The 25,872-nt window shown below is 48.7% G+C and carries 24 protein-coding genes; 6 read left to right on the top strand and 18 right to left on the bottom strand.

Annotated elements, in window-relative coordinates; translation table 11 throughout:
* The 9 genes from LG288_RS11105 to LG288_RS11065 form a co-directional block, all read right to left on the bottom strand.
* Entirely contained in the window at window positions 1–570 is a 570-nt protein-coding gene (locus tag LG288_RS11105; RefSeq protein WP_404400539.1) for a hypothetical protein, read from the bottom strand.
* Window positions 560–3,664, bottom strand: coding sequence for an OmpA family protein (locus LG288_RS11100; protein WP_404400537.1), 3,105 nt, complete (start codon window positions 3,662–3,664; stop codon window positions 560–562). The genes LG288_RS11105 and LG288_RS11100 overlap by 11 nt, the downstream gene beginning before the upstream one ends.
* Window positions 3,657–4,469 carry a hypothetical protein gene (locus LG288_RS11095; RefSeq protein ID WP_404400535.1) on the bottom strand — a complete coding sequence of 271 codons (813 nt, stop codon included), beginning with the start codon at window positions 4,467–4,469 and terminating at the stop codon, window positions 3,657–3,659. The genes LG288_RS11100 and LG288_RS11095 overlap by 8 nt, the downstream gene beginning before the upstream one ends.
* A 10-nt stretch (window positions 4,470–4,479) precedes the next feature.
* Complete coding sequence (locus tag LG288_RS11090) at window positions 4,480–5,181, bottom strand: hypothetical protein (RefSeq protein WP_404400533.1); 702 nt, start codon at window positions 5,179–5,181, stop codon at window positions 4,480–4,482.
* A gap of 83 nt (window positions 5,182–5,264) precedes the next feature.
* On the bottom strand, window positions 5,265–5,912 hold the full coding sequence (locus LG288_RS11085) for a hypothetical protein (protein ID WP_404400531.1): 648 nt from the start codon (window positions 5,910–5,912) through the stop codon (window positions 5,265–5,267).
* Window positions 5,913–6,024: 112 nt separating this feature from the next.
* Window positions 6,025–6,630 carry a hypothetical protein gene (locus tag LG288_RS11080; protein WP_404400529.1) on the bottom strand — a complete coding sequence of 202 codons (606 nt, stop codon included), beginning with the start codon at window positions 6,628–6,630 and terminating at the stop codon, window positions 6,025–6,027.
* A gap of 140 nt (window positions 6,631–6,770) precedes the next feature.
* Window positions 6,771–7,418, bottom strand: coding sequence for a hypothetical protein (locus LG288_RS11075; RefSeq protein WP_404400527.1), 648 nt, complete (start codon window positions 7,416–7,418; stop codon window positions 6,771–6,773).
* Between the two features lie 148 nt (window positions 7,419–7,566).
* Window positions 7,567–8,253, bottom strand: coding sequence for a hypothetical protein (locus tag LG288_RS11070; protein WP_404400525.1), 687 nt, complete (start codon window positions 8,251–8,253; stop codon window positions 7,567–7,569).
* Between the two features lie 473 nt (window positions 8,254–8,726).
* Window positions 8,727–9,761 carry a sodium:calcium antiporter gene (locus LG288_RS11065; RefSeq protein WP_404400523.1) on the bottom strand — a complete coding sequence of 345 codons (1,035 nt, stop codon included), beginning with the start codon at window positions 9,759–9,761 and terminating at the stop codon, window positions 8,727–8,729.
* Window positions 9,762–9,927: 166 nt separating this feature from the next.
* Between LG288_RS11065 and LG288_RS11060 the strand changes: the two genes are divergently transcribed.
* The 3 genes from LG288_RS11060 to LG288_RS11050 are packed head-to-tail and all read left to right on the top strand — an operon-like array spanning window position 9,928 to window position 13,581.
* The gene (locus tag LG288_RS11060) at window positions 9,928–11,811 is read left to right on the top strand and encodes a DUF885 domain-containing protein (protein ID WP_404400521.1); all 1,884 of its coding nucleotides are present in this window, start codon (window positions 9,928–9,930) and stop codon (window positions 11,809–11,811) included.
* A 58-nt stretch (window positions 11,812–11,869) separates the two neighbouring features.
* Window positions 11,870–12,757: a prenyltransferase gene (locus LG288_RS11055; RefSeq protein WP_404400519.1), complete on the top strand. Its 888-nt coding sequence runs from the start codon at window positions 11,870–11,872 to the stop codon at window positions 12,755–12,757.
* 53 nt (window positions 12,758–12,810) lie between these two features.
* The gene (locus LG288_RS11050; protein WP_404400517.1) at window positions 12,811–13,581 is read left to right on the top strand and encodes an SDR family NAD(P)-dependent oxidoreductase; all 771 of its coding nucleotides are present in this window, start codon (window positions 12,811–12,813) and stop codon (window positions 13,579–13,581) included.
* A gap of 21 nt (window positions 13,582–13,602) precedes the next feature.
* On the opposite strand, the gene LG288_RS11045 is transcribed toward LG288_RS11050, so the two are convergent.
* Complete coding sequence (locus LG288_RS11045) at window positions 13,603–13,881, bottom strand: peptidylprolyl isomerase (RefSeq protein WP_404400515.1); 279 nt, start codon at window positions 13,879–13,881, stop codon at window positions 13,603–13,605.
* Window positions 13,882–13,927: 46 nt separating this feature from the next.
* Here LG288_RS11045 and LG288_RS11040 point away from each other — a divergent pair, with 46 nt between their 5' ends.
* Window positions 13,928–14,182, top strand: a complete 255-nt coding sequence (locus tag LG288_RS11040) for a YkoF family thiamine/hydroxymethylpyrimidine-binding protein (RefSeq protein ID WP_404400513.1) — start codon at window positions 13,928–13,930, stop codon at window positions 14,180–14,182.
* Window positions 14,183–14,187: 5 nt separating this feature from the next.
* Here the strand turns inward: LG288_RS11040 and LG288_RS11035 are convergent, their stop codons facing one another.
* From LG288_RS11035 to LG288_RS11015, 5 genes are all read right to left on the bottom strand, one after another.
* Window positions 14,188–14,622 (bottom strand): nuclear transport factor 2 family protein, encoded by a 435-nt coding sequence (locus LG288_RS11035; protein ID WP_404400511.1) that lies wholly within the window; start codon window positions 14,620–14,622, stop codon window positions 14,188–14,190.
* 184 nt (window positions 14,623–14,806) lie between these two features.
* A complete protein-coding gene (gene upp, locus LG288_RS11030) occupies window positions 14,807–15,436 on the bottom strand; it encodes a uracil phosphoribosyltransferase (RefSeq protein WP_404400509.1) in 630 nt (209 codons plus the stop codon).
* A 38-nt stretch (window positions 15,437–15,474) separates the two neighbouring features.
* Window positions 15,475–16,632: a nitrate/nitrite transporter gene (locus LG288_RS11025; RefSeq protein WP_404400507.1), complete on the bottom strand. Its 1,158-nt coding sequence runs from the start codon at window positions 16,630–16,632 to the stop codon at window positions 15,475–15,477.
* 1 nt (window position 16,633) lies between these two features.
* Window positions 16,634–17,650, bottom strand: a complete 1,017-nt coding sequence (locus LG288_RS11020; RefSeq protein ID WP_404400505.1) for a GGDEF domain-containing protein — start codon at window positions 17,648–17,650, stop codon at window positions 16,634–16,636.
* A gap of 27 nt (window positions 17,651–17,677) precedes the next feature.
* On the bottom strand, window positions 17,678–18,988 hold the full coding sequence (locus LG288_RS11015) for a methyl-accepting chemotaxis protein (protein ID WP_404400503.1): 1,311 nt from the start codon (window positions 18,986–18,988) through the stop codon (window positions 17,678–17,680).
* 118 nt (window positions 18,989–19,106) lie between these two features.
* Here LG288_RS11015 and LG288_RS11010 point away from each other — a divergent pair, with 118 nt between their 5' ends.
* Window positions 19,107–20,006, top strand: coding sequence for a TIGR00730 family Rossman fold protein (locus tag LG288_RS11010; RefSeq protein ID WP_404400501.1), 900 nt, complete (start codon window positions 19,107–19,109; stop codon window positions 20,004–20,006).
* Here LG288_RS11010 and LG288_RS11005 read toward each other — a convergent pair.
* Window positions 20,003–21,211, bottom strand: a complete 1,209-nt coding sequence (locus LG288_RS11005) for an ectonucleotide pyrophosphatase/phosphodiesterase (protein WP_404400499.1) — start codon at window positions 21,209–21,211, stop codon at window positions 20,003–20,005. The two genes, LG288_RS11010 and LG288_RS11005, sit on opposite strands and share 4 nt — an antisense overlap.
* A 102-nt stretch (window positions 21,212–21,313) precedes the next feature.
* Window positions 21,314–22,678, bottom strand: a complete 1,365-nt coding sequence (locus LG288_RS11000; protein WP_404400497.1) for an SLC13 family permease — start codon at window positions 22,676–22,678, stop codon at window positions 21,314–21,316.
* A 75-nt stretch (window positions 22,679–22,753) separates the two neighbouring features.
* Between LG288_RS11000 and LG288_RS10995 the strand changes: the two genes are divergently transcribed.
* Window positions 22,754–23,650: a RimK family alpha-L-glutamate ligase gene (locus tag LG288_RS10995; protein ID WP_404400495.1), complete on the top strand. Its 897-nt coding sequence runs from the start codon at window positions 22,754–22,756 to the stop codon at window positions 23,648–23,650.
* Window positions 23,651–23,698: 48 nt separating this feature from the next.
* Here the strand turns inward: LG288_RS10995 and LG288_RS10990 are convergent, their stop codons facing one another.
* Window positions 23,699–25,846: a TonB-dependent receptor family protein gene (locus LG288_RS10990; RefSeq protein WP_404400493.1), complete on the bottom strand. Its 2,148-nt coding sequence runs from the start codon at window positions 25,844–25,846 to the stop codon at window positions 23,699–23,701.
* Window positions 25,847–25,872 lie beyond the last annotated feature (26 nt).

Raw genomic sequence — 25,872 nt, 5'->3', positions numbered from 1 at the left:
TTACCTCTCTGCCACGCTTAAACAACGCAGCTGAACCGAAGTTGTTAACTTTTGCGGCACGTTCGTTGTCCTCACCTGCGCCTCTAAACCTAGCTGTAATTCAATTTCTATAGCATCGCTGTTCGGCGAGGCCGGTAAGACCACTTCATACTGATCATTCACAACGTGCCGCACTTCTGTAGTCTGACTGGCAAATAATCGAATGCTATTTACTTGCAAAAACTTATCGTTCTCTGCGCTTAGGTTGTCCGTAGCATACGCTAATTCAAGATGAATACGATGCTGTGCTGGCCCCCGCAAACGAATCAAACCATTGGAAGCTGGAAACGTCGGGTTCTTACTAATATTCGATGACACAAATAATTCACCAGCACCATCTAAATAAACCCAGCCAGTATCTCCTGAGCGCAATTGCAAGCTCCCTAATTGCATTGGGTGAACCACCTCAGTCGTAATCTCAGGACAAAGAGTATGAACGATCGGTAACGGCTTTGCTATCGTCGGTGCATTAACATAAGCCATTAGGCTCAATACCAAACAGATAAAGCGACCTAGTTGCTTATTTTTCATCTCTTTTTGCGCCTATGGTACGCTGAGCGGCCTCGAAGCTATAGACACTCTCGATACTGATCACGACCCTCCTGTTGCGGCTATCAGCAGTGTCAGAATCGCCATCAGCAACAGCTTGTTCCTTACCGGAATACAGCACTTCTACGCGTTCACTACTCACCCCATAACCCTTAACTAACACATCACGAACGGCATAGGCACGGCGACGTGATAGCTCTATATTGTAAGCATCATCACCAAGTGAATCGGTGTGGCCGTGGACGATAGCAATCACCCCGTCGTAGCGTGCTAAATAATCGGCAATGGTCGCTAGCTGAGCTTGATATTCCGGTGCTACATTGGCACTGTCAAAGGCGAACAATACAGTCAGTTCTGGCGGCGCTTCACGCGGCTCTATCACCGTTAGCTCTGCTTCACTCGCTACAACGAAACGCAGATCCATATCGCTTACTGCAAACGTCCCTTCGGCAATCTCAAATGCGCGTGCGTCGGTGGTGACCGGTGTGCGTAATTGTGACTGCTCAGGTTTCATGCGCACCGACCATTGTCCTGGATACGCACTATCAAACTCAAAGAAACCATCATCCATCGTAAGGGTCTCGGCGTGCACCCGCCCCTGTTCATCTAACAGTTCAACAAACATCCTCCGCAGCGGAGCCTGTCGCTGGTCACCAAAATCGATGTATGCGACGCCACTGACCAAACTTGACTCAACCAGCTCGATCGGTAATCGGATCGATTGCCCAGGACGCGGCCAAATTTCGACCTTAGGGATCACTGGTACCAAAAAAGGATCCGGTAACGAACTTTTGTTCACTGTTAACTGCGCTGGATAAAGAATATCCAGTTCGTCTACCACCAAATAGCCATCGTCGTTTGAGCTGTTTTCATGGCTGCGTTGATTAACCATCATCTGCAACCCAGCCAGTGGCGTTGCCGGCTGGCTACCGAATTGCTCGGTTGCTGTCGCGAGCGCCATGCCACGCTCTAAGTTCAAGGTGGGTTGCATGCGAATGCCGTAACCTGGCACATAACCAAAGCTTGTAGCAATATTCAAACCAACCCCCCAGCTATTAGCGCTGTGACTCGCGCTGACACTGACATTAAAGCTGTCAAATTGCTGTGCATACGAAGCGTACAAAGCCGTGTTGCCACCGCGCGCAAAGCTCGCACCAACAGTCGCCGTCTGCCAGTCATTGATGCGGTAAGTACCAGAAACACTGGCATTGCGGAACTGTACATTGGGCTGGAGGCTATAATTCATCTCTCCTCGCAGCGACATTAAGTTACGGCTGTAACTTGTCAGTAAGCGATAATCACCTGTTCTCGCAGCGGTCGAGCCGGCACTTCCATAGCGAGCTACGAGGTCGGCAGTGTGGCTCATCTGTAAACCAAACAAACGATGACCAAAACCCACTTGATTACGGACTATTCTACGCCCACCAAAGTAACGACTCTCGTCGTACGCCAGCGAAACTCGTTGATTTTTTAGGCCTAAAAATGTCAAAGGAAACGCACTACGAGCACTATAGCGCTGTTCGATGCGGTCGCCGAGTTCATTTTGCAACACCCCGAAACCCTCATCGTAATACTCATAGCCAAGCCCGACAGATAATGGTCCAATTGGCATCGACGAGCGCGCTGAATAAGCCTGTCGGCCGCTATCTTGTACGCTGTATTGTAAGTTAATCGCCCGATCACCCAACATCGGAGACATCGTGATTCCGAAGAAGTCCCCAGTATGGGTTGTTTGCTGCTCATCAACTTCCGCAACGCGCGCATAGTTAATACCCGCAGACAAGTTTTTAGTCAGACCAAGCTCACCACGAAAACTACTCACAATTGCGTCAGGCTGGTCGCGCTCTCTATCAGTAAAATCAAACAACTGCTGCTGGGACTTGGCCGCGTGTGCTTGCCAATGCAGATCCCCGACCGCCAAGCGACTACCCACGCGCTGAGAATGATCGATCGTTTCCACTTCACCGGTGGGTCCATAGAGCTTCACCACAATGGCATTGCCGCCAAAATCGAGTGGAATGTCTTCAAATCGATATTGCCCCGTGTTATCAATGCGCTGAAAGTCCAGCAATTGCCCTGCAACGTATAATTCAGCATCCCAGCCTAGCGGTGCTTCGCCGGTAACCACAGTCACATCAAAGTCATCAGGCACGGTTAACGGAGTGCCGCGCAGAACCACCCCGACGCCATTCCCCGGACCTCGAGCCAAGGGCACACTAAAACCGTTCACATCACCGATACTGACTTCATATAAGCTGTCGACACCAAACACGTTGCCACGGGGGTCACTGCGCCCTGAAGTAAGACGCGCCGCGCTAATGCCTTGGTCAAAATCGCCGCTGAGTGAAAATCTATTGGTTAGATACAATGCTTCTGTCACGCCTTGTAAACGCCAGTCATGACGCGCTGCGCCGGTTGCCGAGTCACTGTAACTCGCTGCAACGTTGATTTGCGGAGCACCCATCGCCAGGTAGGGCATGTCGTACACAACGGCTGGAGGACCTTTCGGCGCTTCCACACCTAATCGACGCCAGCGCATTTCACGCGCTAAGCGCAAATCCAGCGGCCACGGCCGAGTTGTGTTAACCGTCAGCAACATACCTAACTCATCGTAGTCCATCGCTAATCCAAAGCTTTCTTCAAGTAACTGCTTATCAATTAGCAGCGTGTCGAATACCACGTCGATCGCATCAGCGGGAAGCGTCCTATCTTCACCGTTGATGCGGATGCGTTTAGTCTCAACGTCTATCCATAGACTGGATCCTAAACTCGGTACTTTAAATTCCCATTCCGACTCGCCAAGACGATGCACTTCCGCTTCACCGAGCCGAATAATTTCTTCAAACGGTATTAACAGTCGGCCATCATCACCCACTGCAATGTCAACATAGTCGGCAGCTTCGCGGCCATTAAACACGAGCACAGCAATGGTGGAATACCAACTTGTCGCTGCATGCTCGACAGTTTTTAGCTCGCTCTCTAGCTTTCCCCCAGTGCTGGCATGCGCTGCAACCGAAACTGCCGCACACAACAAGAAAATCGCAATACCGACGGTTTGAGAACTAACATTAGCCACTGCACACTTCTTTGGTAGGGGCGCCTTCACCCGGCCAATGATCCCAAATTTGCAAGCAGTAAACGCCGTTCTCGATCATGTTTTGCTCACCTCTGGGCATGCGCACATTCGACTGTTCGGTACTTTGACGAAGGTGTAAACGGCCACGGTTAATTAAGGTACCGGTGGTTTTCTCAATCACTTGAACCGTACCAACAAAGCTGTAATTCGGTTGCTGTTTGACCACAGGAAAATAGCCAATAAATTTTTCATCATCGGGCGTTTCCACCAAAGGTTTCGCGTCCACCATAGGTGTTTCAATGCCATGGCGGTAATACACAGTGACCGGAAGCGTGGGCACAATCGGCACCACCACCGCAATAGCAGCTTCCGGCTCTTCTGTGTCATCATCGTCACGTGGGATCGGCGGCGGAGCTTGCACCTCAGCGGTCACCCCAACACGGATCAGATACTCTCCTGCAGGCAAATCGCCTGGTGGCCGCGCGGATACCCGAAACGGCAAGGTTCTATTTGCCGGCGCCAAGGCTCGCTGGGGTGCCCAGCGAATCAAATCACTACCGTCAACTTCTGAATCTGTAACACCCAAAATCGAGATCCGAAACTCAGTTGGATCCGAGGCCAAATTAACCAACTCAATCGTCCCTGAACGGCTGCGCTGTTCTAATACGATCAGATTATCGGAAAGCGCTACCGAAACGCCCGATTGCTGCGCCTGAGCGGCAACAGGCAGCATCGCAAAAAACATTCCAATACAAGCAGGTAAAAGATTTAATCGCACTTTTTTTACTTTTCGTACTTTACTCATAACCCATGCCTTAATCGCCAACATTATCATCAAAAGTAATTGCCACTGGGTTCGCTAACTTGTAGCCACCGAAATCACCAGGCTCATTCCACGTCCGCAAAGTTAAGCGGCCGCCGACCGCAAATCGAGTTATACCGCCTCTTATCACTTGGTTTCGATAATCCAAGTCATCATAAATTTTTACTGTAACTGGAATAGTCTGATCGCGATTTGAAGGCACACCAATATCACCGAACACATATTCCTCTTTTGAAGTAATGGGTGTCATATAGTCGACAATTTGTAATACAGTGGTTCCGGAAGCGAAGTAGGCACCTGGCATTGATACAGTTCCCTCGGTGCCGTCTACTGCATCTGAGCCACTTACTATGCACCCGGCAACCTGCGGTGCAGCACTTTCACTGGTAAGCGCTATAAGATCGGAATATCTGGGTACATCCAATATAGTAGTGAAACGATCTTCGTCCGCATTAAAACGCATAGCTTCAAGCTCTACATATGCAGAAGCTGAATAGTCCGTTCCTCTCAGTGGAACTCGCCACACACCAAAATTTAGATCTGTACACTCTATTTTTAAAACAGCACTTAAACCCGCATAGACCTGCACATCATCTGTTGCGGTTTCCGCGGCTGCTTTGCCAGAAAAGCTCATCATTATCAAAGCAACAGGAACGAGGGCTGCTAACGCACTATTTTTTATGTTTGAAGCCATGGTATCTCGCTCAACTGGGTTGTTTTAAGAATGGCGCCACCGCAGTGGCCGCCATTTTAACTTTACCGCTCAGTCAACTTAATTTATTGTGGAGCATCGTCAAACTGAACAGTTTCCGAACCGTTTGACTTATAACCGCCATACCAATCAGCATCGATGGTTTGCGGTATTGTAAATTCGCCTACAACAGCAAAGCGTGCCTCGCCATTTGCATCAATCGTAGGTGCACGGTCGCTCAACTCGAGGGTATAAAACATCGATGCTTCAGTGTTTAATGGCGTACCAATAGTGCCGAACGAATAATCGCCAGAAGATGTGATTGCTACGAGACTCCCAAATACCTGACCGGTATCTTCATTTAAAAGGCTGGCGCTACCGGTAGCATTTTCAGCAGCAGTCGAACCCGTCACACTACAGGTGCCAACTTGAGACTCATTGAAGTCACTGCTTTGGCTCAATGAAACTCTGTCACCACCACCCGAAGCGCTCTCAGTTGTGGCGAATGCGCCGTTAGAAAATGCTCCCGCTGTAAGCGTGACGGTTGTTACAGACCCACGATCTCCCGTAGGTACACGCCACACTCCAAAGTGAACGTCGGTGCAACTTAATTCGAGCGCAGGCGCTAAACCGGCATAAACATCAATGGTATCTGTGGCGGTTTCGGCCATTGTAGATGACGAAAAACCTACTAGGCACATCGCTAAAGCTACTATTTTAAGATTCTTTGGCATGATATTCTCCCGCTGCCTTGAAGATTATTTTTAAACAATTCACCGCTAAAGTTGAACGGGAGATTGTTTAAAATGGCGCCACCTTAGTTGCGCCAAGAACACTTTTTAGGTATCAGTTACCTACATTGTCATTAAATGTAACAGTGTGAATTGCGGATGACACATAACCGCCATGATCAGCTGCGACTATGTCGGCAGGAATATCTACTTCACCGCCAATAGTGAAAGTAGCTGTCCCACTTGTAATTACTGGGCTAGTGGAACTTAAATCCAAAGTGTAATTTAACACTTTACTTCCTGTTGGAACCCCAATCTGCTGGCCGTCAAAGTAATTTGTTGTGCCAGCTGATACAGCCTTTAACGTTTCTCCTATATCCCCAGTGATACTAGCAGTACCTGTAGAAGCATCGGCTGCTGCAGAGCCCGTTGCTGTGCATGACCCCGCAACCGGGTCTGGGAAGTTTTCACTTTTCGCTGCGTCGCCGGTACCGGTGCCTGTGACCGAAAAGGTCGAATCAGTAGCAAGAACAACTTTAAACCCTGTGTTACCTTGCTTAACTCGCCAAACACCAAAATTAACATCGCTGCATGTAAGTTCTAATGCAGGCGCTAAACCGGCATAAACATCAATGGTATCTGTGGCGGTTTCGGCCATTGTAGATGACGAAAAACCTACTAGGCACATCGCTAAAGCTACTATTTTAAGATTCTTTGGCATGAGATTCTCCCGCTGCCTTTAATATTATTCCTAGAAAACCTGCCGCTCGACGTGAACGGTAAATCCTTTAAAAAAATGGAGCCACCGAAGTGGCATCCATATGATGATTTTCAATTATTTCACAAGAATTAGCCGCGTAATTAATTACCAGTATCATCGATGGTAACGGTAATCGTTCCATCTTGTTTGTACGCACCGTAGTTTGCTATTGCTATCGTTTCTGGAATGGTTAATACACCTTCAATGACGAAAGAACCGGTTCCGTCGGACGCGATGGCTGTTGTTGTTGGAAAGCTTAGATCGTACACAAGAGCTGCCGGTGTGCTAGCCCCATCTATGTCCGCGTATTCATTGTTTGGTGCCGCAATCATAGTTCCATCAGCAACAGCTCCCGCACTCGCCGTACCTGCTGCAGAACTACTTGTAGCAAATGATATTGCCATACCAGTTGCAGACTCAGGGGCTGAAGATCCTGTAAAAGAACATTGACCTAATTCTGGCTGTGAGTCTGTATCGGTCTTCAGTGCCACTTTGTCGGTGTTGGTTGCCGTCGTAGTGGTAGCGTTTGAGCTACCATCATCATTTAGATTAATAGTTGTTACGCCCCCTGAAGAGCGAACTGGCACGCGCCATACACCGAATTTTACGCTATTGCACGTTAGTTCTAATGCTGGAGCTAAACCTGCATATACATCAATGGTATCGGTAGCCGTTTCAGCAGCTGCATTGGTTGCAAAACCAGCGGCAACGATGGTTGCAAGCGTGGTAAGTTTTTTTGAAAATTTCATAGGATAATCCCCTCTAGTTTTAAATCAGCTCGACGAAAGCCATTAGGGGCCCGCGAACCTTTCATATTGCCGCGGTCGTCATCAACAATCGCGGCAAATTCTTGGCAAAATGCGCTCCTGTATCTCTCAGCAGCGCATTTCAAATTTTTTAAATTCCGTCATCAACAATGATGGTGGCTTTGGTGGCGCCCCGATAAGCGCCGTAATTATCGCGGGTGATGTTGTTGGGTATCGTCAACGTACCCACGACTCTGAATACAGCCTCACCATCGGTAATCTGTACGCTCGTTCGGCCTGCCTCTGGAGCAGTTAAGTTGGCGACCATGGCGGCCCCTGTTCCTGCAGCAGCCAAATCTTGCGCAAAAATGTGGCTACTTGGTGTCATTTGAATACTTTGGTTTGTAGTGCCTTCGAAACTGATGGTGATGGTGCTTGCGTTGTCGGCTAATGAGCCACGCACATTACAGACGCCGGCAAGCGGGGAGTCGTAGCCCTGATCAGCAATAACAGCTAAACGGTCGCCACCCGCACCCGTCACTTGAGTGTCGGTATCGGTCGTACCTGATTGAATAAACAAATCGACCACAGATTCGCCACCGCGATCACCTAGGGGCACAAACCAAACACCAAAATTGACACTTGTGCAGATAACGCGAAATGGAGACTCAATGCCTACGTAGGTATCGACAACGTCACTATCGGTTTCTTCTTGCGCACTTGCCGCATTCATCGTTAGCAGCGCAAAGCCAAGCACAAGTGCTTTGACGTAGCTATGTAAAGCTCTATAACTCAATTGATCCTGATGATAGGTGTGTTTAGAAACATGACACCTCATGGTCGTTCCTTAGCAATCAGTTTTTTCTAAAAACTACATTTCTTTTTTACTTGGCATGGATGTTGCCGATTTACGTTTATGCAATCAATAATTATAAAAAGTATAAAAAGTAATGAACTATCAATACGCCTGTTATTACGCACCTATAATTTTAAAATTGCGTTCTACCCAGACTCTACGGGCACATCCAAAAAGAAACATAATGTGCCTATAGAGATCGTGATTTTTTGCTCTAGGCTGCAGCGTTCTGAGTCGATCCAGACAATATTGCAGTCAGATCGCGAAACGCAATTTACCAGCGGTCATTATCAACGCGGCTTAAAGAATAATGACTTGTTGGGAAGCATGAGTATCGAGCGGTTTCACAATCCAAGGATGTGATGCAGAGTAGCGTTTAAAGAAAGGAAGCTAACAAACGTTTTAAGCTGTCCGTAGGAGCGGGGTAGAACCTGTCAGTTTATAAAGTTCTATAGTTACATGTTGTTCAGTAGCAGCATAGCACCGCCAATATACAGCACAATATTAATGACGCTTTCTAAGCCAATCCGGCCCGGGCCTTCGCGCTCGCGCCGGATCAGTCCCATCATCAGAACGGCAGACATCAGCAGAGTGAGGCAGACCCAGAACAGGGTAGAGTCGTCCATCGTGTGATAAATGGAACCATCACGATAAGCAATATCCGATGCTGCGGTGAACAGGGTATCAAAGGCATTGCCGCCGATGATGCCGCCGACTGCTAGGGTTAAGGCGCCCCGGCGAACTGCAGCGACCGATGTAACCAGCTCCGGAATTGACGTGCTGATGGCGGTCAGCATGACCCCGACGATAGTTTGGGTAAGGCCTGTTTCACTGATAATAGCGGTTGCTGAGGGCTCTAGCATAAAGCCGGCGATCCCGAGTACGACAAAAAGAGCAAAAAACTCTGTACTTAGCCTTGCCAGCGAGGGCAGAGTACCGACGTCTGCGGAGATGTCTTTGCGGGTCTCACTGGTTTTAGTCGGCGCCCACATGGGCTTATTGTGGGATTTATGCACCAAATGAATACCGTAAACATACACACAAAACAATAGTGGAGTTACCGGGTGTATACTTAACAGGGTGAAATCCGGTAGCAGAGGTGCCATTAGGATTAGCCCCAGTAAAAAAATTAGCAGGGCATTCTGCATCATATTGGGTACAGAGGCTGCTGCGTGCTCCAGATTAGCGCGGCGATAGACCATGTCGGCTACGGCCAAAAAGAAAGTCTGTACGGCGATGCCCCCCAGGGCGTTACTGACGGCCAGATCGGCGTTTCCGTTCCAGGCGGCAGTGACTGACATCACGGATCCCCCCAGTGACGTAGCGCCTCCCAGTAATACGGCACCTACGGTTGCTTCGCCCAGGCCGGTGCGATCTGCTAACTGGTCAGCAACCCGGGTTATACGGGTACCGGCAACACCAATGACCAAAGCGCACAGTGAAAAGACGGCCAGTCCCTGAAATAATGTCCAGCTATCCGGGTTAAACAAGTATCCCTCCAAAAACATCGGATAAAATCAGTATAACCCGTTGATTAAATGGGTCAAACAGGCGCTGCGTCGACATCGGCCTGAACAATTGCCCCTGCCATCGCGGCTGCATTGACATTCGGGGTCACAACCGATATTAAGTATATAAACTTAAAGGAGAACAACAATGTTTGAATATAAACGTATCGCGCTGGCTGTTTCGCTGGTGTTATTAACGAGTGCATGCTCTGATGCACCTAAAAATGAAACAACAACCACCGAAACAGAGACCTCTACTGCGGAGATGCAGACTGCGGCACCTGAAGCTGCTGAGCAGCAAATGGAACAAAGTGAATCTGAAAAAGCCAATGAGCTGTTTGAAGATATTTTCACAAAAACGGTCATGCGTAGCCCGATGTATCAGTCTTACCTGGGTATTAAGCAGGATCAGGACAAATGGGATGACATTTCTGAGCAGCGGGCAGAAGAAGATTTGGCCTTTCAGAAAGAGCAGCTGGAACGCGTATTGGCAATTGACGAGTCCAAGCTGAACCATCAAACGCGGGTTAGCTGGCTACTAATGAAGCAGCAACTGGAAAACGATATTGCTGATTATAAATGGCGTCATTATAACTATCCGGTTAATCAGATGTTCGGCATGCACTCTAGTGTTGCATCGCTTTTGATAAACCAACATGGGATCAGCGAGGTTGATGATGCCGAAGATTATATTGCCCGCTTAAATGGTCTGCCTGAGCTATTTGAACAACTTGCCGAAAATCTAAAAATTCGGGCTGAGAAAGGCATCATTGCACCAAAATTTGTTTATCCTTACGTGATTAATGACAGCGAAAATATTATTGCGGGTGCGCCGTTTGACGATGGAGAACCCAGTGCGCTGTGGGCTGATTTTTCGAAAAAAATTGAGACACTGGATATTAGCGAAGATCAACACGACGATCTGATGGGAGCCGCTGAGCAGGCCATGCTCGAGTCGGTGCAGCCGGCCTACGAAAACCTTGTTGGTGCTGTTAAAGACCTGGCCGAACAAGCCGACACAAAAGACGGTGTTTGGAAGTTTCCGGACGGCGAGGCGTTTTATAACAATGCCTTAAAACGCACCACTACAACCGACTTAACCTCAGATGAAATTCATCAAATTGGCCTGAACGAAGTTGCCCGCATCCATGACGAAATGCGTGTAATCATGGAAAAAGTCGGTTACGAGGGCACTCTGAAAGAATTCTTCGTCTACATGCGTAACAATGAAGACTTTATCTATCCGGCAACGGATGAAGGTCGCAAGCGCTACATGGACGAGGCAACGGCCTACATTGATAATATGCGCGGACGTCTTGATGAGCTTTTTCTGAATAAGCCAAAAGCTGACTTGATTGTTAAAGCGGTAGAACCGTTCCGTGAGAAATCGGCGGGCAAGGCGTTTTATCAACAGCCGTCAATGGACGGTTCACGGCCCGGAACCTACTACGCAAACCTTTACGACATGGCCTCAATGCCAACCTATCAAATGGAAGCACTGGCTTATCATGAAGGTATTCCCGGACACCATATGCAAATTGCGATGGCGCAGGAGCTTGAGGGTATCCCAAGCTTCAGGAAGTTCGGACGCTATACTGCCTATACTGAGGGTTGGGGGCTTTATACCGAGTTGCTGCCAAAAGAAATCGGCCTGTATAAAGACCCGTACTCGGACTTTGGTCGCCTAGCCATGGAATTGTGGCGTGCCGTTCGCCTGGTTGTTGATACGGGTATCCACGACAAAAAATGGACTCGCGAAGAGGGTATTGATTTTTACGTTACCAATACACCAAATGCCCGTGCTGACGCGGTTAAGATGGTCGAGCGTCATATTGTCATGCCAAGCCAGGCAACCGCTTATAAAATTGGTATGATTAAGATCCTGGAACTGCGGGAAAAAGCAAAAGACGAGTTAGGTGACGCTTTTGACATTCGCGAATTCCACGATGTTGTGCTGGGCAGTGGACCGGTTCCGCTGAATATCCTTGAGCAATTTATTGACGAGTACATTAATGAGAAGAAAGCAGCATAAGAGCAAGGCTGCGGCAAAGTTTGCCCGAAGCCCGTCAACTTAGTTGGCGGGCTTCTTTATGCGACAGCTTATTGGCGTCAGCCGACCCAAATTTTTAACGTTAACTCTGCTCTGCATTTGGGTCGCTTATGCGATAAGCCATGCCCGGGGTGCGCAAGTAGCCGCTCTCGACCTGTTGCTGGTTACCGTGCTGGGCCTGGCCGGGCATATCAGTGTTAACGCCTTTAACGAATACTTTGATTTTAAATCCGGCCTTGATTTAAACACCACACCAACACCATTTAGTGGCGGAAGCGGTACACTGGTGAAAGCCCCCTCCCTGGCGAACGCTGCTCTTACCATGGCTGTCACCAGCCTACTGCTAACCATTTCCAGCGGGTTATGGCTGGCCTGGATGCATGGATGGGCGCTCTTAATCCCGGGTATTATTGGCGTCCTGGTTATTTTTACCTACACGCAATATCTTAACCGCTCGCCCTGGCTTTGCCTGATCGCTCCCGGGGTAGGGTTCGGGCTTTGTATGACTTTAGGCGCAGCATGGGTTTTTAACGGCCAGCTGACTGCTGCTGCCTGGGTTATGGCTATCGTAATGGCCTTGTTAGTAATTAATTTATTATTACTAAATCAGTTTCCGGATATATACGCTGATCAGCAGGTCGGGCGTCGGCATTTCCCCATAGCCTACGGTGTTTCTGCTAGTGCAAAGCTTTTTGTTTTGTTTCACTTGGCCGCCTTTTTATTAGTACCTCTGGCTGTTTTTACTGAGTGGTTATCAGCGGGAGCCCTGCTGGGCTTACCTGCTATTATCCTATTAGGGCCTTTGCTAAGGGGGGTTCTAAAACAGCCGGCTAGGGTTGAAAGTGACCATCGGCTACTCGGTCTGAACGTCGCTTTTGTCCACTTATTCCCCCTGCTTAGTGCTGTGGGTATCTGGTTGGTAAACTAGTCCGTTATCGGCCATACTTTAACCATCAATAGAGGTGACAAAAGGAGACCGAAATGAAACGAGTTGAAGATAAAGTAGCGATTGTTACCGGTGGCGCCCTGGGTATTGGCCGTGCCATCTGTTTAGGGCTGGCTAAAGAGGGCGCTAAGGTTGCCGTCACGGATATCGCCGACGAAGATGGCAGGAAAGTAGTCGAAGAGATTAAAGCTAATGGTGGCACCGCTGACTACTGGCATATCGACACAGCCGATGAGGACAATGTCAGCAGTGCCTTTTCAGAGATTAAAAACCAGTTCGGGTCGATTGATATTCTGGTTAATAATGCCGGTATTGCCGGGGTTAACAAGCCGACACATGAAATTACTAAAGAGGAATGGGATAACGTCATTAATGTGAACGTGAACGGGGTTTTCTTTTGCACTAAACATGCTATTCCGGCAATGAAAGAGGCCGGCGCCGGCAGCATTATTAACTTATCTTCCATTTACGGAATGATTGGTGCGGCTGATTTACCGCCGTATCATGCCTCTAAGGGCGCCGTCAGGTTAATGAGTAAAAACGACGCCTTGCTCTATGCAAAAGACAAGATCCGGGTTAATTCAGTCCACCCCGGTTTTATCTGGACGCCGCTGGTAGAGCAGTTAGGTAAAGATTCCCCCGGCGGGGTTGATGAATTCCGCAAACAGCTGGATAGCCGCCATCCGGTTGGGCATGTGGGCGAGTCCGAGGATATTGCCCATGGCGTTGTCTATCTGGCGTCCGATGAGTCGAAGTTCGTAACCGGTACTGAATTATTAATCGACGGTGGCTATACCGCTCAGTAAGTTAGCCTGGCCGGCGCTTGATTAACCTCTCGATAACGTTTTAATCAGGTGCCAGCCAAAAGCGGTTTTGACGGGACCGTGAACTTCTAACGTTGGTTTGCCAAAAACGACTTTATCAAACGCTGGCACCATCTCGCCCCGTTTAAATTCGCCAAGGTCACCGCCTTTTTTACCTGAGGGGCAAAGTGAATGCTGGCGCGCTAGCTCGGCAAATTTTGCGCCGTTAGCTAACTGCTTTTGCAGCGCTTCGGCTTCGCTTTTTGTTTTTACTAAAATATGTAAGGCATGAGCACGGGCCATCTAAAATTCCTTTATTGGACGTTGTAAAAAAACAGGAGTTATGACAATGCAATTAACGGTTGAAATCAGTAAGTACCCACTTGCCGATAATTATATTGAGCCGATTAAAGAGTTTATCGAACAACTTAATGAAACACCGGATATTAAGGTGATCAGTAACACCTTGAGCACGCAGGTTTTCGGTGACTACGATCAAGTAATGCAGGCTTTACAGCGCTGCATCAAATGGTCTTATGAGCGTTACGGAAAAGTCGTTTTTGTGTGTAAATTTCTACACGGTGATTTAAGTCCAAAAGACTGACGCTGTTACTCGGGAATTTGGGTCGCATTCCAGTTAACTGCCTGGAAGCGGCCGTCCCGCTCGATTAGAACGCCGGTATTATAGTAATACTGGGTTACCTCGCCCTCCTCTTCAGCAACAAGCGTGAAATTAACCACGACCGTTTCAGCAAAGGTCTTAACCTCAAAATCTTCGGCGCTATACCAGACAGAAACATTTTCCGGAGCTTTAGGTTCGGCATCACTTAGGTTATTCATCAGATGTTCTTTGCCAAAACGATTACCACTGGAACTGGTATAAGTGAGTTCCTCTGCCCAGAATCTATCATGAGCTGCGGGGTCGTTGATGCTGGCGCCATATAAAAAGTCAGTTATCGCCTTTTTGCTGCCTTCTTCTTTGTGCGCATCAGCAAAACTGAGGGCGCTAAAACACAGCATAAAACTTATTAGCAAGTAACGCATTATTGTTCCTTAAGAGTCATGCTCTTCGTGTTGCTCAGACTTAAGGCGTTGTAAGCCCATCATCCGTAAACCGAAGCGCTCATAAATGGGCTGACTGTTACCGTGTTTTACTTTATACATAAAATACTTTTCAAAGCCAACCTTAGCCCAGTGAACCCAGCGACCGGGGCCTGAATTAAAAGTCCTAGCGGGTGCCGAAAATTTTATCGCCGGCGTCACCCAGACCAGGCACTATATAGCCATCACTATTAAGCTCGGTATCTTGTGAAGCGCTAAAAATTCGTACATCAGGGTGTTTATCCAGTACTGCGGCAACCCCTTCCGGGGCAGCGACCAACACCAGCACCCGGATATCTTTACAGCCTTTTTCCTTTAGCATATCCAAGGTGGCGATCATGCTACCGCCTGTCGCCAGCATGGGGTCAATAACAATCGCGATACGTTCGTCTAAGGCGCTGACAAACTTGTCAAAATAACTTACTGGTTTTAGTGTTTTTTCATCCCGGTACAGACCGACAACACTGACTTTTGCGCCCGGGATCAAGTCGAGAACGCCATCGAGCATGCCGATACCGGCTCGCAGAATAGGCACAACGGTAACTTTTTTCCCTTTAAGTTGCTCAACTTCGATGGGTTCGTCGTTCCAGCCGCTAATTTCGCATCGCTCCAGAACAAAATCGCTGGTCGCTTCATAGGTGAGCAGCGTACTAATTTCATTAGAAAGTTCGCGGAAGTTTTTAGTAGAAATGCCGGCCTGACGTATGAGTCCGAGCTTATGTTGTACCAGCGGGTGTTTAATTACTTTTAAACTCATGGGATTAATCCTTTAAGCTGACCTTTTATCAATCTAATTTAGGATAGTCTGCGCATGGCCCAAATACCAATAACCGGCCCTGGTAACAGCCACCAGCTAACCCATTCATTTTGTGCTGACCAGAGGTGGCTGGTGATTGCTATGGCGGGCAACGTTAACGAAAAACCAATGGCATTCATTACCGCTAGTGCTGAGCCAACGCCCTGTGCCGGGGCATATTGAGCAGCGAGTGCGGAAAACTGTGGCGAGTCGGCGATAACGGTTAAACCCCAGAGCAATAATACTGTAATGACGAGCCAACCGCTTAGCTGTGCTAACCAGGGGTACAGCAAACATATAAGTCCTGAACTCAGGAGCGCGATCCGAGCGGTATTGATACCGCCGATATATTGACTAATCTTGCCTCCGAATATGCAACCGAGGCTGCCAACGCCAATGATCATAAAAGCCAGCCAGGGAAGAAAACTAAGGGAAAGGTTCATGGCCACTATTGGTTGCAGTGCCAAAAGAGGAACCAGCATCCAGAAGGCGTACAGTTCCCAGCAATGGCCAAAGTAGCCAATCGCTACGGCTCTGAAATTTTTATTTTTAAGGGCAGTCAGGCCGGAACTTAGCGCTGCCTTTGAAGCGGTTGCCGGTAAATGCGGCCCGCTACCCAGCCAACCGACCAGCAAGCCCGCGCAGATAGCCAGTAACGATGAAGCGTATAGGGGTAGCTGCCAGTTAAAGTCAAAAGTCAGGCCACGCATTGAGTGTGGCAAAGCAGTCCCGAGCGTGAGCATTGCTAATAGCCAGGATAATGCGGTGCCTGCGTAGCGGGGAACCCAGCTTATAACCAGTTTCATGCCCATGGGGTAGATACCCGCAAGGCTTAAGCCGGTCAAAAAGCGCAGTGCATCAGCCAAACGTCCGTACTCGATGCCGAAGGTAAATAATGCATTGAACAGGCCGCCGCACAGGCAGGCCCATAAAAAAATGCGGCTGGCGCGGTAGCGATCAGCCATACCGGTTAAAGCCAGCGTCAGAGTTCCGACGATAAAGCCCAGCTGCACAGCCAGAGTAAATGCGCCTAAATCGGCTTCGCTAAGCTGCTTTTCATGAGCCAGAGGTAGCCAGACTCCGTTGACGCTAAACCAAAGCGAGGTTCCCAGTAGTTGGCAGAAAATTATTAAGGGTAAAGCCAGCCGCTCGCGCATGTTAACTGCGGATAGGCATTACACGATTGCGGCCCAGGCGTTTTGCCTGATAAAGCTGCTGATCAGCCACTTCGAGCATGTCTGACGGATCGGTTCCGTCTTGATAGCAGGCTACGCCAAAAGAGGCCGTAATGTCTTTAATACGCTGGTTGGAGCGGCGATCTGAAACGGTAATTTTTTCCAGGGCCTGGCGTAAAAGCTCGGCCTTATGAATCGCCTGTTGTAAAGTTACCCCGCGCATTAAAATAGCAAACTCTTCACCACCAAAGCGAAACGGAATGGTGTTTTGCTGACATTTTTCTTTCAGTTTTTTAGCAATAGCTTTAAGCACCCGGTCTCCCATTTGGTGGCCATATTCGTCATTAAATTCTTTAAAATGGTCAACGTCCAACATAATCAGACAGGCTTTTTGCCGGGTTGTTACCGAGCGAATCTCCTGATCCAGATAACGGCGGTTGTATAAATCCGTCAGGGCATCATAAAAGGCATCATGCTTAGTCTTTTCGAGCTCTTTGCGAAGTTGGGCAACTTCCTGTTCAGCTTTTTGTAAGGATGAGGAAAAATCGAGAGTTGAGTTGCGTATCAACTGGCCTTCCTGAACTAAGGTACGAACAAGTTGCATAACCTCATCCATCGACCAGCCTTCTTTTTCGACTTTGCTAAGATCATTAAGACAGTTATCCATCGTAGACTTAAAGCCCTGGGTGTTGGTTTTGGTATCAGAAACTGACTGGGACAGCTCAATTAACATCGCCTCAACGTTCTGCCGCAGTTGCCAGCTGTTCAGTTCTTCTTTTTCCGCCAGGTGCTTTCGATAGAGCTCTTTGGTGTAAATAGTGGAAAACGGCCGTCCTTCTGCCAGAGCTTGCTCGATTTCTTCATTCAAAGCACTATTGGCTTTATCGACGTAGGTATACCAAAGCGCGTAGTTAGTCGGTATTGCAGGTATTCTGTGCTTTAGTAGCAGCGGTATTGTCTGTTTTAATGTCTTGAAGGACCGATCCAGTTGTTCACTCACTGCTAACTCCTGTAAAAGCACTAATGATTAATTGATAAATTCATCCAGCAGACCAACAACACGATCAGAAGTGGCAATCAACTCTTCGATCATTGGCTCTAATTGTTCCTCGCTTGCTCCTTGTTTTGCCTTGGCAAAAATATCACGGCCCAATTTATGGACTTTCGGATGCACTTTGTTGTAAAGCTCATCAAAATGAGCCTTATCAGCGAGCAATTGCTGGCCGACATTAGAATCCAGAAACTTTCCGAGGCGACATTGAGTATGGTCTTTTAGTTCGGCTTCGGTCAATGAGGTCTGGCCAAACAGAGAGAAGCGAATGACCTTGTCTACCCAAACAATGTGATCGGACTTAGCTAAACGCAGCAGCATTTCGGGTTTATCGTCGGGTAGGGCATGCAAGGTGGACAACTGATTTTCACGTAACTGCCGCATGACCTTGGAAATGTCGTCAAATGAGCGATTGGCGGCTTTAACGGAGTCAGAAACATGCTGCAGCCGTTTTGCCATATCACTGGCCACATTTGACTGCTCGCGGGTTGCAGAAGAAACTTCGGTAGAGGCAGATAGGTTCTCTTCGGCGGAATTTTTAGCGCGCTCTAATACATCACAAACCTGCTCCCGCTCTTCGCGCGATTCAGCCAGGGCATCATTACTGCTCTCGATAACTGATTCAATATCCCGTGCGCCTTTAACCACCCCGTTTACAATGGTATCAATTTCGGTTGCAGCCTCGGAGCTGCGGTTGGCCAGTTCGCGTACGGCATCAGCGACAACTGAAAAGCCGCGACCGGCATCACCCGCACGGGCCGCTTCGATAGCGGCGTTTAATGCCAGCAAGTTGGTTTGATCGGCTATTTCGTTAACCGTTTGCGTCAGGTGCGTGATACGCTCGGTCTGGCTAACAAAGGCGCGGGTATGTTCGGTTACCTTTGAAATAGAGGACTCAACATCGCTCATGTGACTGACAAGATCTTTGAGTTTTTTTAGTCCGGTGTCGGCATCTTTGGCCGAACTCTCTGCGGCCGACAAAACTTGTTCGGCATAGCCTGCGACCTGGGTTGCTGAGGAGGACATCTCTTCGACGGCGGTAGCCAGTTGTTCTGAGTCGGACTGCAAGTGGCTAATTTGCTCATGGAAGGTCAGGCCTTCACGGCCAAAGCGAACAACGTTGCGGATAGAGTCGATACTGGTGTCAGCAACTGAGAACAAAGTGGCAGAAGAGTCATCGCTGGTTTTAAATAACGGTTGCATCCAGTCCGGCGCTTCATCAGCACTGATTTGGCCCTGACTATAAGACTCTAATAAAGCTTTTACTCTTCCCTGCGTTAAAAACATTAGCGCCACCTGAAGTTATAAAATTTTGAACACGTTAACGATACGCGAAGTTTTTATGTAAAACTAGCCTTATGATTATCGACATTAAAGTAAAAAATTTTAGCGATTCGAGGATGTTATGACAGAAAATGAAGAGTTGCACAGACGCCGGCTGAGGTCCGCAAAACAATCGGATGCGGCGATTGCCAAAATCGAGGATCAGGACGCGTATAAACTTTCTTTCGCCGATCCTGATTTTTTGTTGCAGGACGATTTGCGTGCAGTCAGGTTGCAGCTAGAGTATTTAAAGCCGGAGCTGAAGCTGGTGAAAAATCAGGTGGAAGCAACGATTGTTGTGTTCGGTAGTGCTCGTTTTTTGTCACCTGAGCAGGCACAGCATGATAAACGAATAGCAGAGCAGGCACTTGCTGAGGCACCGGACGATGACAGCTTAAAGGGTAATCTGAAAAGAGCGCAACGGGCGTTAAAAAACAGTCGCTATTATCAACAAGCGATGGATTTTGGGCGTATCGCTACTGAATATAACCTGCAGCATGAAGAAAATAACCTGATGATTATCAGTGGTGGCGGTCCGGGTGTTATGGAGGCAGCCAATCGTGGCGCTATGGACGCCGGCGGTAAGAGTATTGGTCTGAATATTGTCTTACCAAAAGAACAGCGGCCGAACCCCTACATTACCCCCGAGTACTGCTTTCAGTTTCACTACTTTGCCATCCGAAAAATGCACTTTCTTCAGCGGGCCCGGGCTTTAGTCGCCTTTCCTGGGGGGTTTGGCACTCTGGATGAATTATTTGAAACCCTCACCCTGGTGCAGACTCAAAAGTCCGACCCGGTGCCGATTATCTTAGTCGGCTCCGAGTTCTGGCATCGCCTCATTAACTTTGAGGTGCTGGTAGAGGAGGGCGCCATTGGCGAGGCGGATTTAAAGTTGTTTACCATTGTCGATAATGCAAAAGATGCCTGGCAGACCATCTGCGACTACTATGATCTTAAAAAGGGTGAAAACCTGACAGGCTAATTTGCCTTCAGAAGTGGTGATAAAAAGTCCTCATCACCATCAATCTCGGTCAGCAAATCAAGTTCCAGTAGTTGCGCCATAAAAGGATAAATATGGATGTTACTAAAGCGCTGGAGCCTGGCCTGCGGATTGATGGCGGGGCCGGCGGTGATGAATATACCGTCCATTTCACGGCTAGAATGATAACCATGAGTACCACCGTCAGAACGCTCTGCTACTGGCCGCGTAGCAAAGGTCACCGGAGCATCTGTTGCTAATATGATAGCGGGCTTTCGGGGGCCTGGTTTAACAGCCAGCTTCTCCAGTTGTGACTCGGTTTCAAGATAAAAAGCTTTGTTGTCCATGCTGTCCAGGGTGCCGCGTAATTGCTGAATTTGCGCCTCGCTTGTAGCCTGGCGGGGGTAAATTAAAAAGCGGGTCTGGGAGTTGACCGTCTTAAACAGCTTGTCATCAATAGGCAATGAGTCCGGCTCAATCATTTCTGCCGCTTTGATTTCTGACATGCCGTGGTCAGACACTAAAATAAGGTTAACAGGAACCTCGACTTCAGTTTGCAGTCGTTGCCATAGCTCACCGATTAACTGGTCAATATGCTGTACGGCGCCTTTAACCTGGCGCGAGTCAGGACCAAACCGATGGCCCATGTGGTCGACCACCGAAAAGTAGCCGGTTACCAGGCGCGGCCTGGCAGCTGCCGGTAGCTTCAGCCAGTCAATGATTTGCTCGACGCGCTGGCGGTTGGGTGTCGGGGTGCTGTAATGATAGTAGTAGCTGGCGGTGCGTCCGTTAATTCTGGCTTCAGATTCTGGCCAAAAAAATGTCGCTGCTTTCACGCCCTGGAATTCAGCCAGGTTCCAGATAGGTAAGGTGGTCAGCCAACTGCTGTCTTCCACGCCGTCACCCATACTGTATTGTTGCTGGCGCTCGGTATCGTAAAAGTTATTATCGACCAGACCATGATTGGCCGGGTACTGGCCAGTCACAATAGACAAATGATTCGGAAAAGTTTTCGCTGGATAAACCGGAATCAGACCGTCAGCGCGAACGCCCTGTGCAGCGATTTCAGCAATATGCTTAGCATCATGTTTTTCGATGTAGTCGTGGCGAAAACCGTCAATGGATATCAACACAACCGTTTGCTCAGCAGCTTTTGCCGGCAGAATAACGCTTAGTAAAGCCAAACTTACCCAAATAATTAATCGCATGGAGCCTTCCGAAACAACTGACAACAACAAGCCAGTGGTTATAGCAAAAAAATGTGTCAGTTTAATGTCGCAGTGACTATTATCTCAATGTCCGGCAATAAGTTAAACAAAAACCATCACCACCACAGTCGTCACCACAGCCAGCAGGATATTCAGTATCGCACCTTCGCGCGCCATCTCTTTAATAGAAAGCCGTTCCGAGGCAAAGACAATGGAGTTCGGCGGCGTTGCCACCGGCATGCAAAAAGCACAACTGCAGGCGATAACTGCTGGTATCATCAATAACTCGATGGGTAAATCCAGGGCGCTGGCAGTAGACGCCAGAATAGGCATCAATAGTGTGGCGGTGGCAGTATTCGAGGTTACTTCAGTAACGAACGAGACCGATACCGACAACACAAAAACGAGCAACCAGATTGGCAATCCGCCAAGGGATGTTAAGGAGTCGCCAATGATATCGCCGAGACCGCTTTGCATCACTCCCTTAGCCAAACAAATGCCGCCGGCAAACAGCAGTAAAATGCCCCATGGAATGTCTTTCGCGAGGTCCCAGTCCAGTAGTTTTTTACGTTGCTGATGGCCGGAAGGAATCACGAACATGGCAATAACCCCGGCCAGCGCTATGGTAGCGTCATTTAAGCTACCGGTGCCGAGTAATGAGGTCCAGCCGCCAAAGGGGCTGGTTCGCGTTATCCAAAGTACAACGACAACAGAAAAAACCATCAGCACCCTTTTCTCGTACGTCGTCATCGCTTCGTTTTTCGGCAGCTCAAGGGGTTTGTCGAGCTTAACGTGACGGGTAAGCCATAGCGCAATAATCGGCAGACCCAGCACAACAACCGGTAAGCCGACGGTCATCCAGCGGGCAAAACCGAACTCTTCTCCGCTGATGTTTTGGTAAATGGAGGCAAATATCAGGTTGGGAGGCGTTCCGACCAGGGTTGCTACGCCCCCCAGCGAGCCTGCATAAGCAAGCCCCAGCAGTAATGCCCGTTGAAAGTGTTTGTCGTCACTGGCATCAATCAGTGCGAGGGCAACCGGAAGTAACGCCAGGACACTGGCGGTGTTCGATATCCACATCGACAGAAAGGCGGTGGCCAGCATAAACGCAATGACTACTTTTTTCCCGTTGCCTGCACCCACTTGACTAACCAGGCCCAGCGCAATGCGTTTATGCACACCACTGGCTTCGACAGCCTTTGCCAGCATGAAGGCGCCCATAAACAACAGAATGATATCATCGCCAAGGGCAACGGCGGCTTCATCGGGAGCCAGCACGCCGGCCAGGGGCAACAGAATAAAGGGCAGTAGTGAGGTAACAGGTAGCGGAATGCATTCGCTTATCCACCACCATGCTACCCAGACAACAACCGCTAGCGCTAAGGCCGGCGTCAGTGGCATGGCAAACAGAGTACTGATAAACAAAACCAACGCTGCGGCACTGGGTCCAAAAACAATATGCTTCATGATTTCTTTAATTGATCATTAATATAGACTCGAGTGTAATGTATTGCTGGCAAAAATAAACCAGCAGAGGGCTGCATGCGAGATATTGTTGTACTACACGAGAACGATGAATGGCTGGAACCATTACGGGAAGAGTTCGCTCGCAATGGAGTAAAGGCTAAAGAGTGGTTTTTAGACGAGGGTAGGGTACCTTACAGCGAGATGCCCGATGATGCGGTTTACTACAACCGGATGAGCGCATCCTCACATACCCGCGGTCATCGGTTTGCCCCTGAGTTGACCAAACTGGTGTTAACCTGGCTTGAGCGGCAAAACCGCACGGTGGTCAATGGCAGTTCAGTGTTGGCGCTGGAAATTTGTAAAATGTCTCAATATGCTGCGCTGGAAAAGGCAGGTTTGAAGGTCCCGAAAACTCACGCGGTGGTTGGTGAGAACCATCTGCTGGATGCGGCAAAAGCCTTTAATCGGTGGCCGCTGATTTTAAAACCCAACCGGGGTGGTAAAGGGCTCGGAGTGCAGCGCTTTGATACATTGCAAGCACTTACTCACTTTGTTGAAAACGAATCCCTTGAGACCCCCCTGGACGGTACCTGGTTGTTGCAAGAGTACATTCAGCCAAAGGCTCCGCATATTACCCGCGCCGAGTTTGTTGGTCAGCAGTTTGTCTATGCTGTGCAGGTCAACACTCAGGGTGGCTTTGAATTATGTCCGGCGGATAACTGTGCGGTCGAAGATAAGTTTATTATCAGCAAGCGTTTTAATGACCATGAGATCATTAGAAAGCTGGAAAGCTTTTTGCGCAGTAACGCTATTGATGTTGCCGGTGTTGAATTTATCGAGGATGAGCAGGGTGAGTTGTTTGTCTACGATGTTAATACCAATACTAATTATAATCAGGCCGCTGAAAAACGGGCCGGGGTTAAAGCTACCGGTATGGGGGCGTTAGCGGACTACCTGGTCAGCCTGGCCTAAGCGTTAACAGCCCCGGTGGCCGTTAACGCTTAGTGTCAGGTGCGTTAATTAAAAGCTGTATTCAACACCAAAAGATGCGGTCTGTTCTTTGTTCGGACGAGCTCCGTGTGGAGAACGGGCCACGATCTTCTGTTGGTCAAAAACGTTTTCTAGTTTAAAGAAGACACTCATATCGTTATTAAGCTCGTAGCGGCTGACGAAATCCGTTACAAATAACGACTCAGTGCGTGAAAATTCGCTGTTATCGCGGTTGCAGCCAACAGAAACACACATTTCGTCGATGTACTTAGCGACAACGTAGTTAACCCAGCCGTTATTATTATCCAGGGTGATACGAGCACTAAAATTGTTTTCCGGAATGTCGGTCAGCTTATCGCCGTCCTGCAGGCCGGTTACGGCATTGTCGGCACTGATTTCACCCTCGCTGTAGGTATAAGCTAATTCAACCGGCATCAGCCACTGACCAACTTCAAAGGTATGACTGGCCTGCATTTCGATTCCGGCTACCCGGGACTCGCCAAGGACATAAGAACCTGATTCGGAACCATTGTCACAGGGGTTTGCAATAGAGCATAGCTGTGTTGTGTCGCTAAAGTCGCTGTAGAAACCAACGGCTTCAGCAAAAAATGCGCCTTGGTTAAACCGCAGTCCCGCCTCGTAGTTGACACTGGTTTCAGGCTCCTGGGTCGCTTTTGCGCCACCACCTAATGGTGAAAAACCTTTGTGGACGCCGGCCAATACTTGCCAGTTAGCATTCACATCATAAGTAAAGGATAAGCCTGGCAACCACTCATCGCTGTCATTAGAGCGAGCGCTCTCAATAGGGCCACGTTGCGATGTAGCAAATTGCTGGCGGTAAGATTCGACATCTTCGTAGCGCAGCATCATATGGACTTTTAACGCGTCACTGGCTTGCCATTGGTCAGTCAGCCAAAGGCTGGTCGCATCGGCTCCCTCTAACCGGTTATTACTTCCTGAAGGGGCAATTTCGCGCTGATAAACAAGGCTGCCATTAACCTGGTCATAAACGGCTACCGGCTGATAACGATCCATTTCATCGCTGTGATCGCGAACCCCAGCTTCAAGCAGGTGAGAACCTAAACTCAGTTCCGCATTAAGTTCCAGGCCTTTTGACTCATAGCTGCGGTTGTTATTTTTATACTTTAAGCCAGCTTCATCGCGTTCGCCGCGCAAGATAGCCAGGGCTTCAACGTCGCCTTGGTTAGCCGCTGATACGTAGGAGTTACCGCCGTCCAGCTTAAACCAGTTGCGGGCAAAGTCATTGTAGTAACCGGTTGCGCTCAGTGTCAGGTTGTCAGTTGCCTGAAAGGCATACTGGATGCTGTAGCCTTTATGAGAGTTATCCATTTGATCGATTTCGGATAGACCATAACGGCGGTTTTCATTGATGTTAAAGTCAACATCGGCCAGTCCTAAATAGGTTTCGTTGCTTTCCTCTTCAGAGTACTGAAGTTTGGCCAATACGCTGTTGCGCTCGCCGGTCCATTTTAATTTAGCGGTATAATCCTGGATGCTAAAGCCTGTATCGCGTTCGGACCGATCAATCGACTTAAAGCCGTCACTGTTGCGTTGAACCGTTTCCAGTAAAAAACCAAACTGGCCTTCAGTGCCACCCACATAAGTATGCAGATCCTGACCACTGTGCTCACTAAATTGGGTCATGACTTCACCGCCAAACTGCTCTGGAATTGGCGTTGATACCAGGTTTAAGACGCCGCCGGTGGTTTGTGGGCCAAATCGTAGCAGTGGCGCGCCTTTTAAAATTTCGACTGCTGACATTCGCAGAGTCGTCGGGAAGTAATAAGCGGCCGGGTTGGAATAGGGCGCTGGCGCCATCATGATGCCGTCTTCTAATAAAGTTACTTTACTTACCCGGCCCGCAGAGGCGGCCCGCACACCTATATTAGGACGCAAGCCGTAACCATCTTCTTCACGGACATAGATACCAGGTAGTGTTTTCATTAGCTGGTTAATATCGGTAGGCACTTCTATGCGCATTTGTTCTTCATCAATGACCGCGCTGGAGCCTGCTGTACTGCGAGAATCTGCTTTGCTGCCAACAATTTTCAGCGTTTCAATATCCGTATCCGGTGTGATAAGCGGATCAGCGGCGACCGCTGCTGAGCTGCTGAGTGCTGTAATAATGGCTAAGGCAATCGAATTTCTAGTCATCATGTACCCTACTTATTGGTTATAAATTA

The sequence above is a fragment of the Idiomarina seosinensis genome, from assembly GCF_044797955.1.
GTDB classification, from domain to species: domain Bacteria; phylum Pseudomonadota; class Gammaproteobacteria; order Enterobacterales; family Alteromonadaceae; genus Idiomarina; species Idiomarina seosinensis_A.
The sequence above is the reverse complement of the archived record's forward strand: the minus strand, read 5'-3'. Positions and strand labels throughout refer to the sequence as shown.

Excerpts from the sequence above, each read along its gene's own strand:
- LG288_RS11105 (WP_404400539.1), bottom strand. The coding sequence starts at position 570 with ATGAAAAATAAGCAACTAGGTCGCTTTATCTGTTTGGTATTGAGCCTA.
- LG288_RS11095 (WP_404400535.1), bottom strand. The coding sequence starts at position 4,469 with ATGAGTAAAGTACGAAAAGTAAAAAAAGTGCGATTAAATCTTTTACCT.
- LG288_RS11090 (WP_404400533.1), bottom strand. The coding sequence starts at position 5,181 with ATGGCTTCAAACATAAAAAATAGTGCGTTAGCAGCCCTCGTTCCTGTT.
- LG288_RS11085 (WP_404400531.1), bottom strand. The coding sequence starts at position 5,912 with ATGCCAAAGAATCTTAAAATAGTAGCTTTAGCGATGTGCCTAGTAGGT.
- LG288_RS11080 (WP_404400529.1), bottom strand. The coding sequence starts at position 6,630 with ATGCCAAAGAATCTTAAAATAGTAGCTTTAGCGATGTGCCTAGTAGGT.
- LG288_RS11075 (WP_404400527.1), bottom strand. The coding sequence starts at position 7,418 with ATGAAATTTTCAAAAAAACTTACCACGCTTGCAACCATCGTTGCCGCT.
- LG288_RS11070 (WP_404400525.1), bottom strand. The coding sequence starts at position 8,253 with ATGAGGTGTCATGTTTCTAAACACACCTATCATCAGGATCAATTGAGT.
- LG288_RS11060 (WP_404400521.1), top strand. The coding sequence starts at position 9,928 with ATGTTTGAATATAAACGTATCGCGCTGGCTGTTTCGCTGGTGTTATTA.
- LG288_RS11055 (WP_404400519.1), top strand. The coding sequence starts at position 11,870 with ATGCGACAGCTTATTGGCGTCAGCCGACCCAAATTTTTAACGTTAACT.
- LG288_RS11050 (WP_404400517.1), top strand. The coding sequence starts at position 12,811 with ATGAAACGAGTTGAAGATAAAGTAGCGATTGTTACCGGTGGCGCCCTG.
- LG288_RS11045 (WP_404400515.1), bottom strand. The coding sequence starts at position 13,881 with ATGGCCCGTGCTCATGCCTTACATATTTTAGTAAAAACAAAAAGCGAA.
- LG288_RS11040 (WP_404400513.1), top strand. The coding sequence starts at position 13,928 with ATGCAATTAACGGTTGAAATCAGTAAGTACCCACTTGCCGATAATTAT.
- LG288_RS11035 (WP_404400511.1), bottom strand. The coding sequence starts at position 14,622 with ATGCGTTACTTGCTAATAAGTTTTATGCTGTGTTTTAGCGCCCTCAGT.
- upp (WP_404400509.1), bottom strand. The coding sequence starts at position 15,436 with ATGAGTTTAAAAGTAATTAAACACCCGCTGGTACAACATAAGCTCGGA.
- LG288_RS11025 (WP_404400507.1), bottom strand. The coding sequence starts at position 16,632 with ATGCGCGAGCGGCTGGCTTTACCCTTAATAATTTTCTGCCAACTACTG.
- LG288_RS11015 (WP_404400503.1), bottom strand. The coding sequence starts at position 18,988 with ATGTTTTTAACGCAGGGAAGAGTAAAAGCTTTATTAGAGTCTTATAGT.
- LG288_RS11010 (WP_404400501.1), top strand. The coding sequence starts at position 19,107 with ATGACAGAAAATGAAGAGTTGCACAGACGCCGGCTGAGGTCCGCAAAA.
- LG288_RS11005 (WP_404400499.1), bottom strand. The coding sequence starts at position 21,211 with ATGCGATTAATTATTTGGGTAAGTTTGGCTTTACTAAGCGTTATTCTG.
- LG288_RS11000 (WP_404400497.1), bottom strand. The coding sequence starts at position 22,678 with ATGAAGCATATTGTTTTTGGACCCAGTGCCGCAGCGTTGGTTTTGTTT.
- LG288_RS10995 (WP_404400495.1), top strand. The coding sequence starts at position 22,754 with ATGCGAGATATTGTTGTACTACACGAGAACGATGAATGGCTGGAACCA.
- LG288_RS10990 (WP_404400493.1), bottom strand. The coding sequence starts at position 25,846 with ATGATGACTAGAAATTCGATTGCCTTAGCCATTATTACAGCACTCAGC.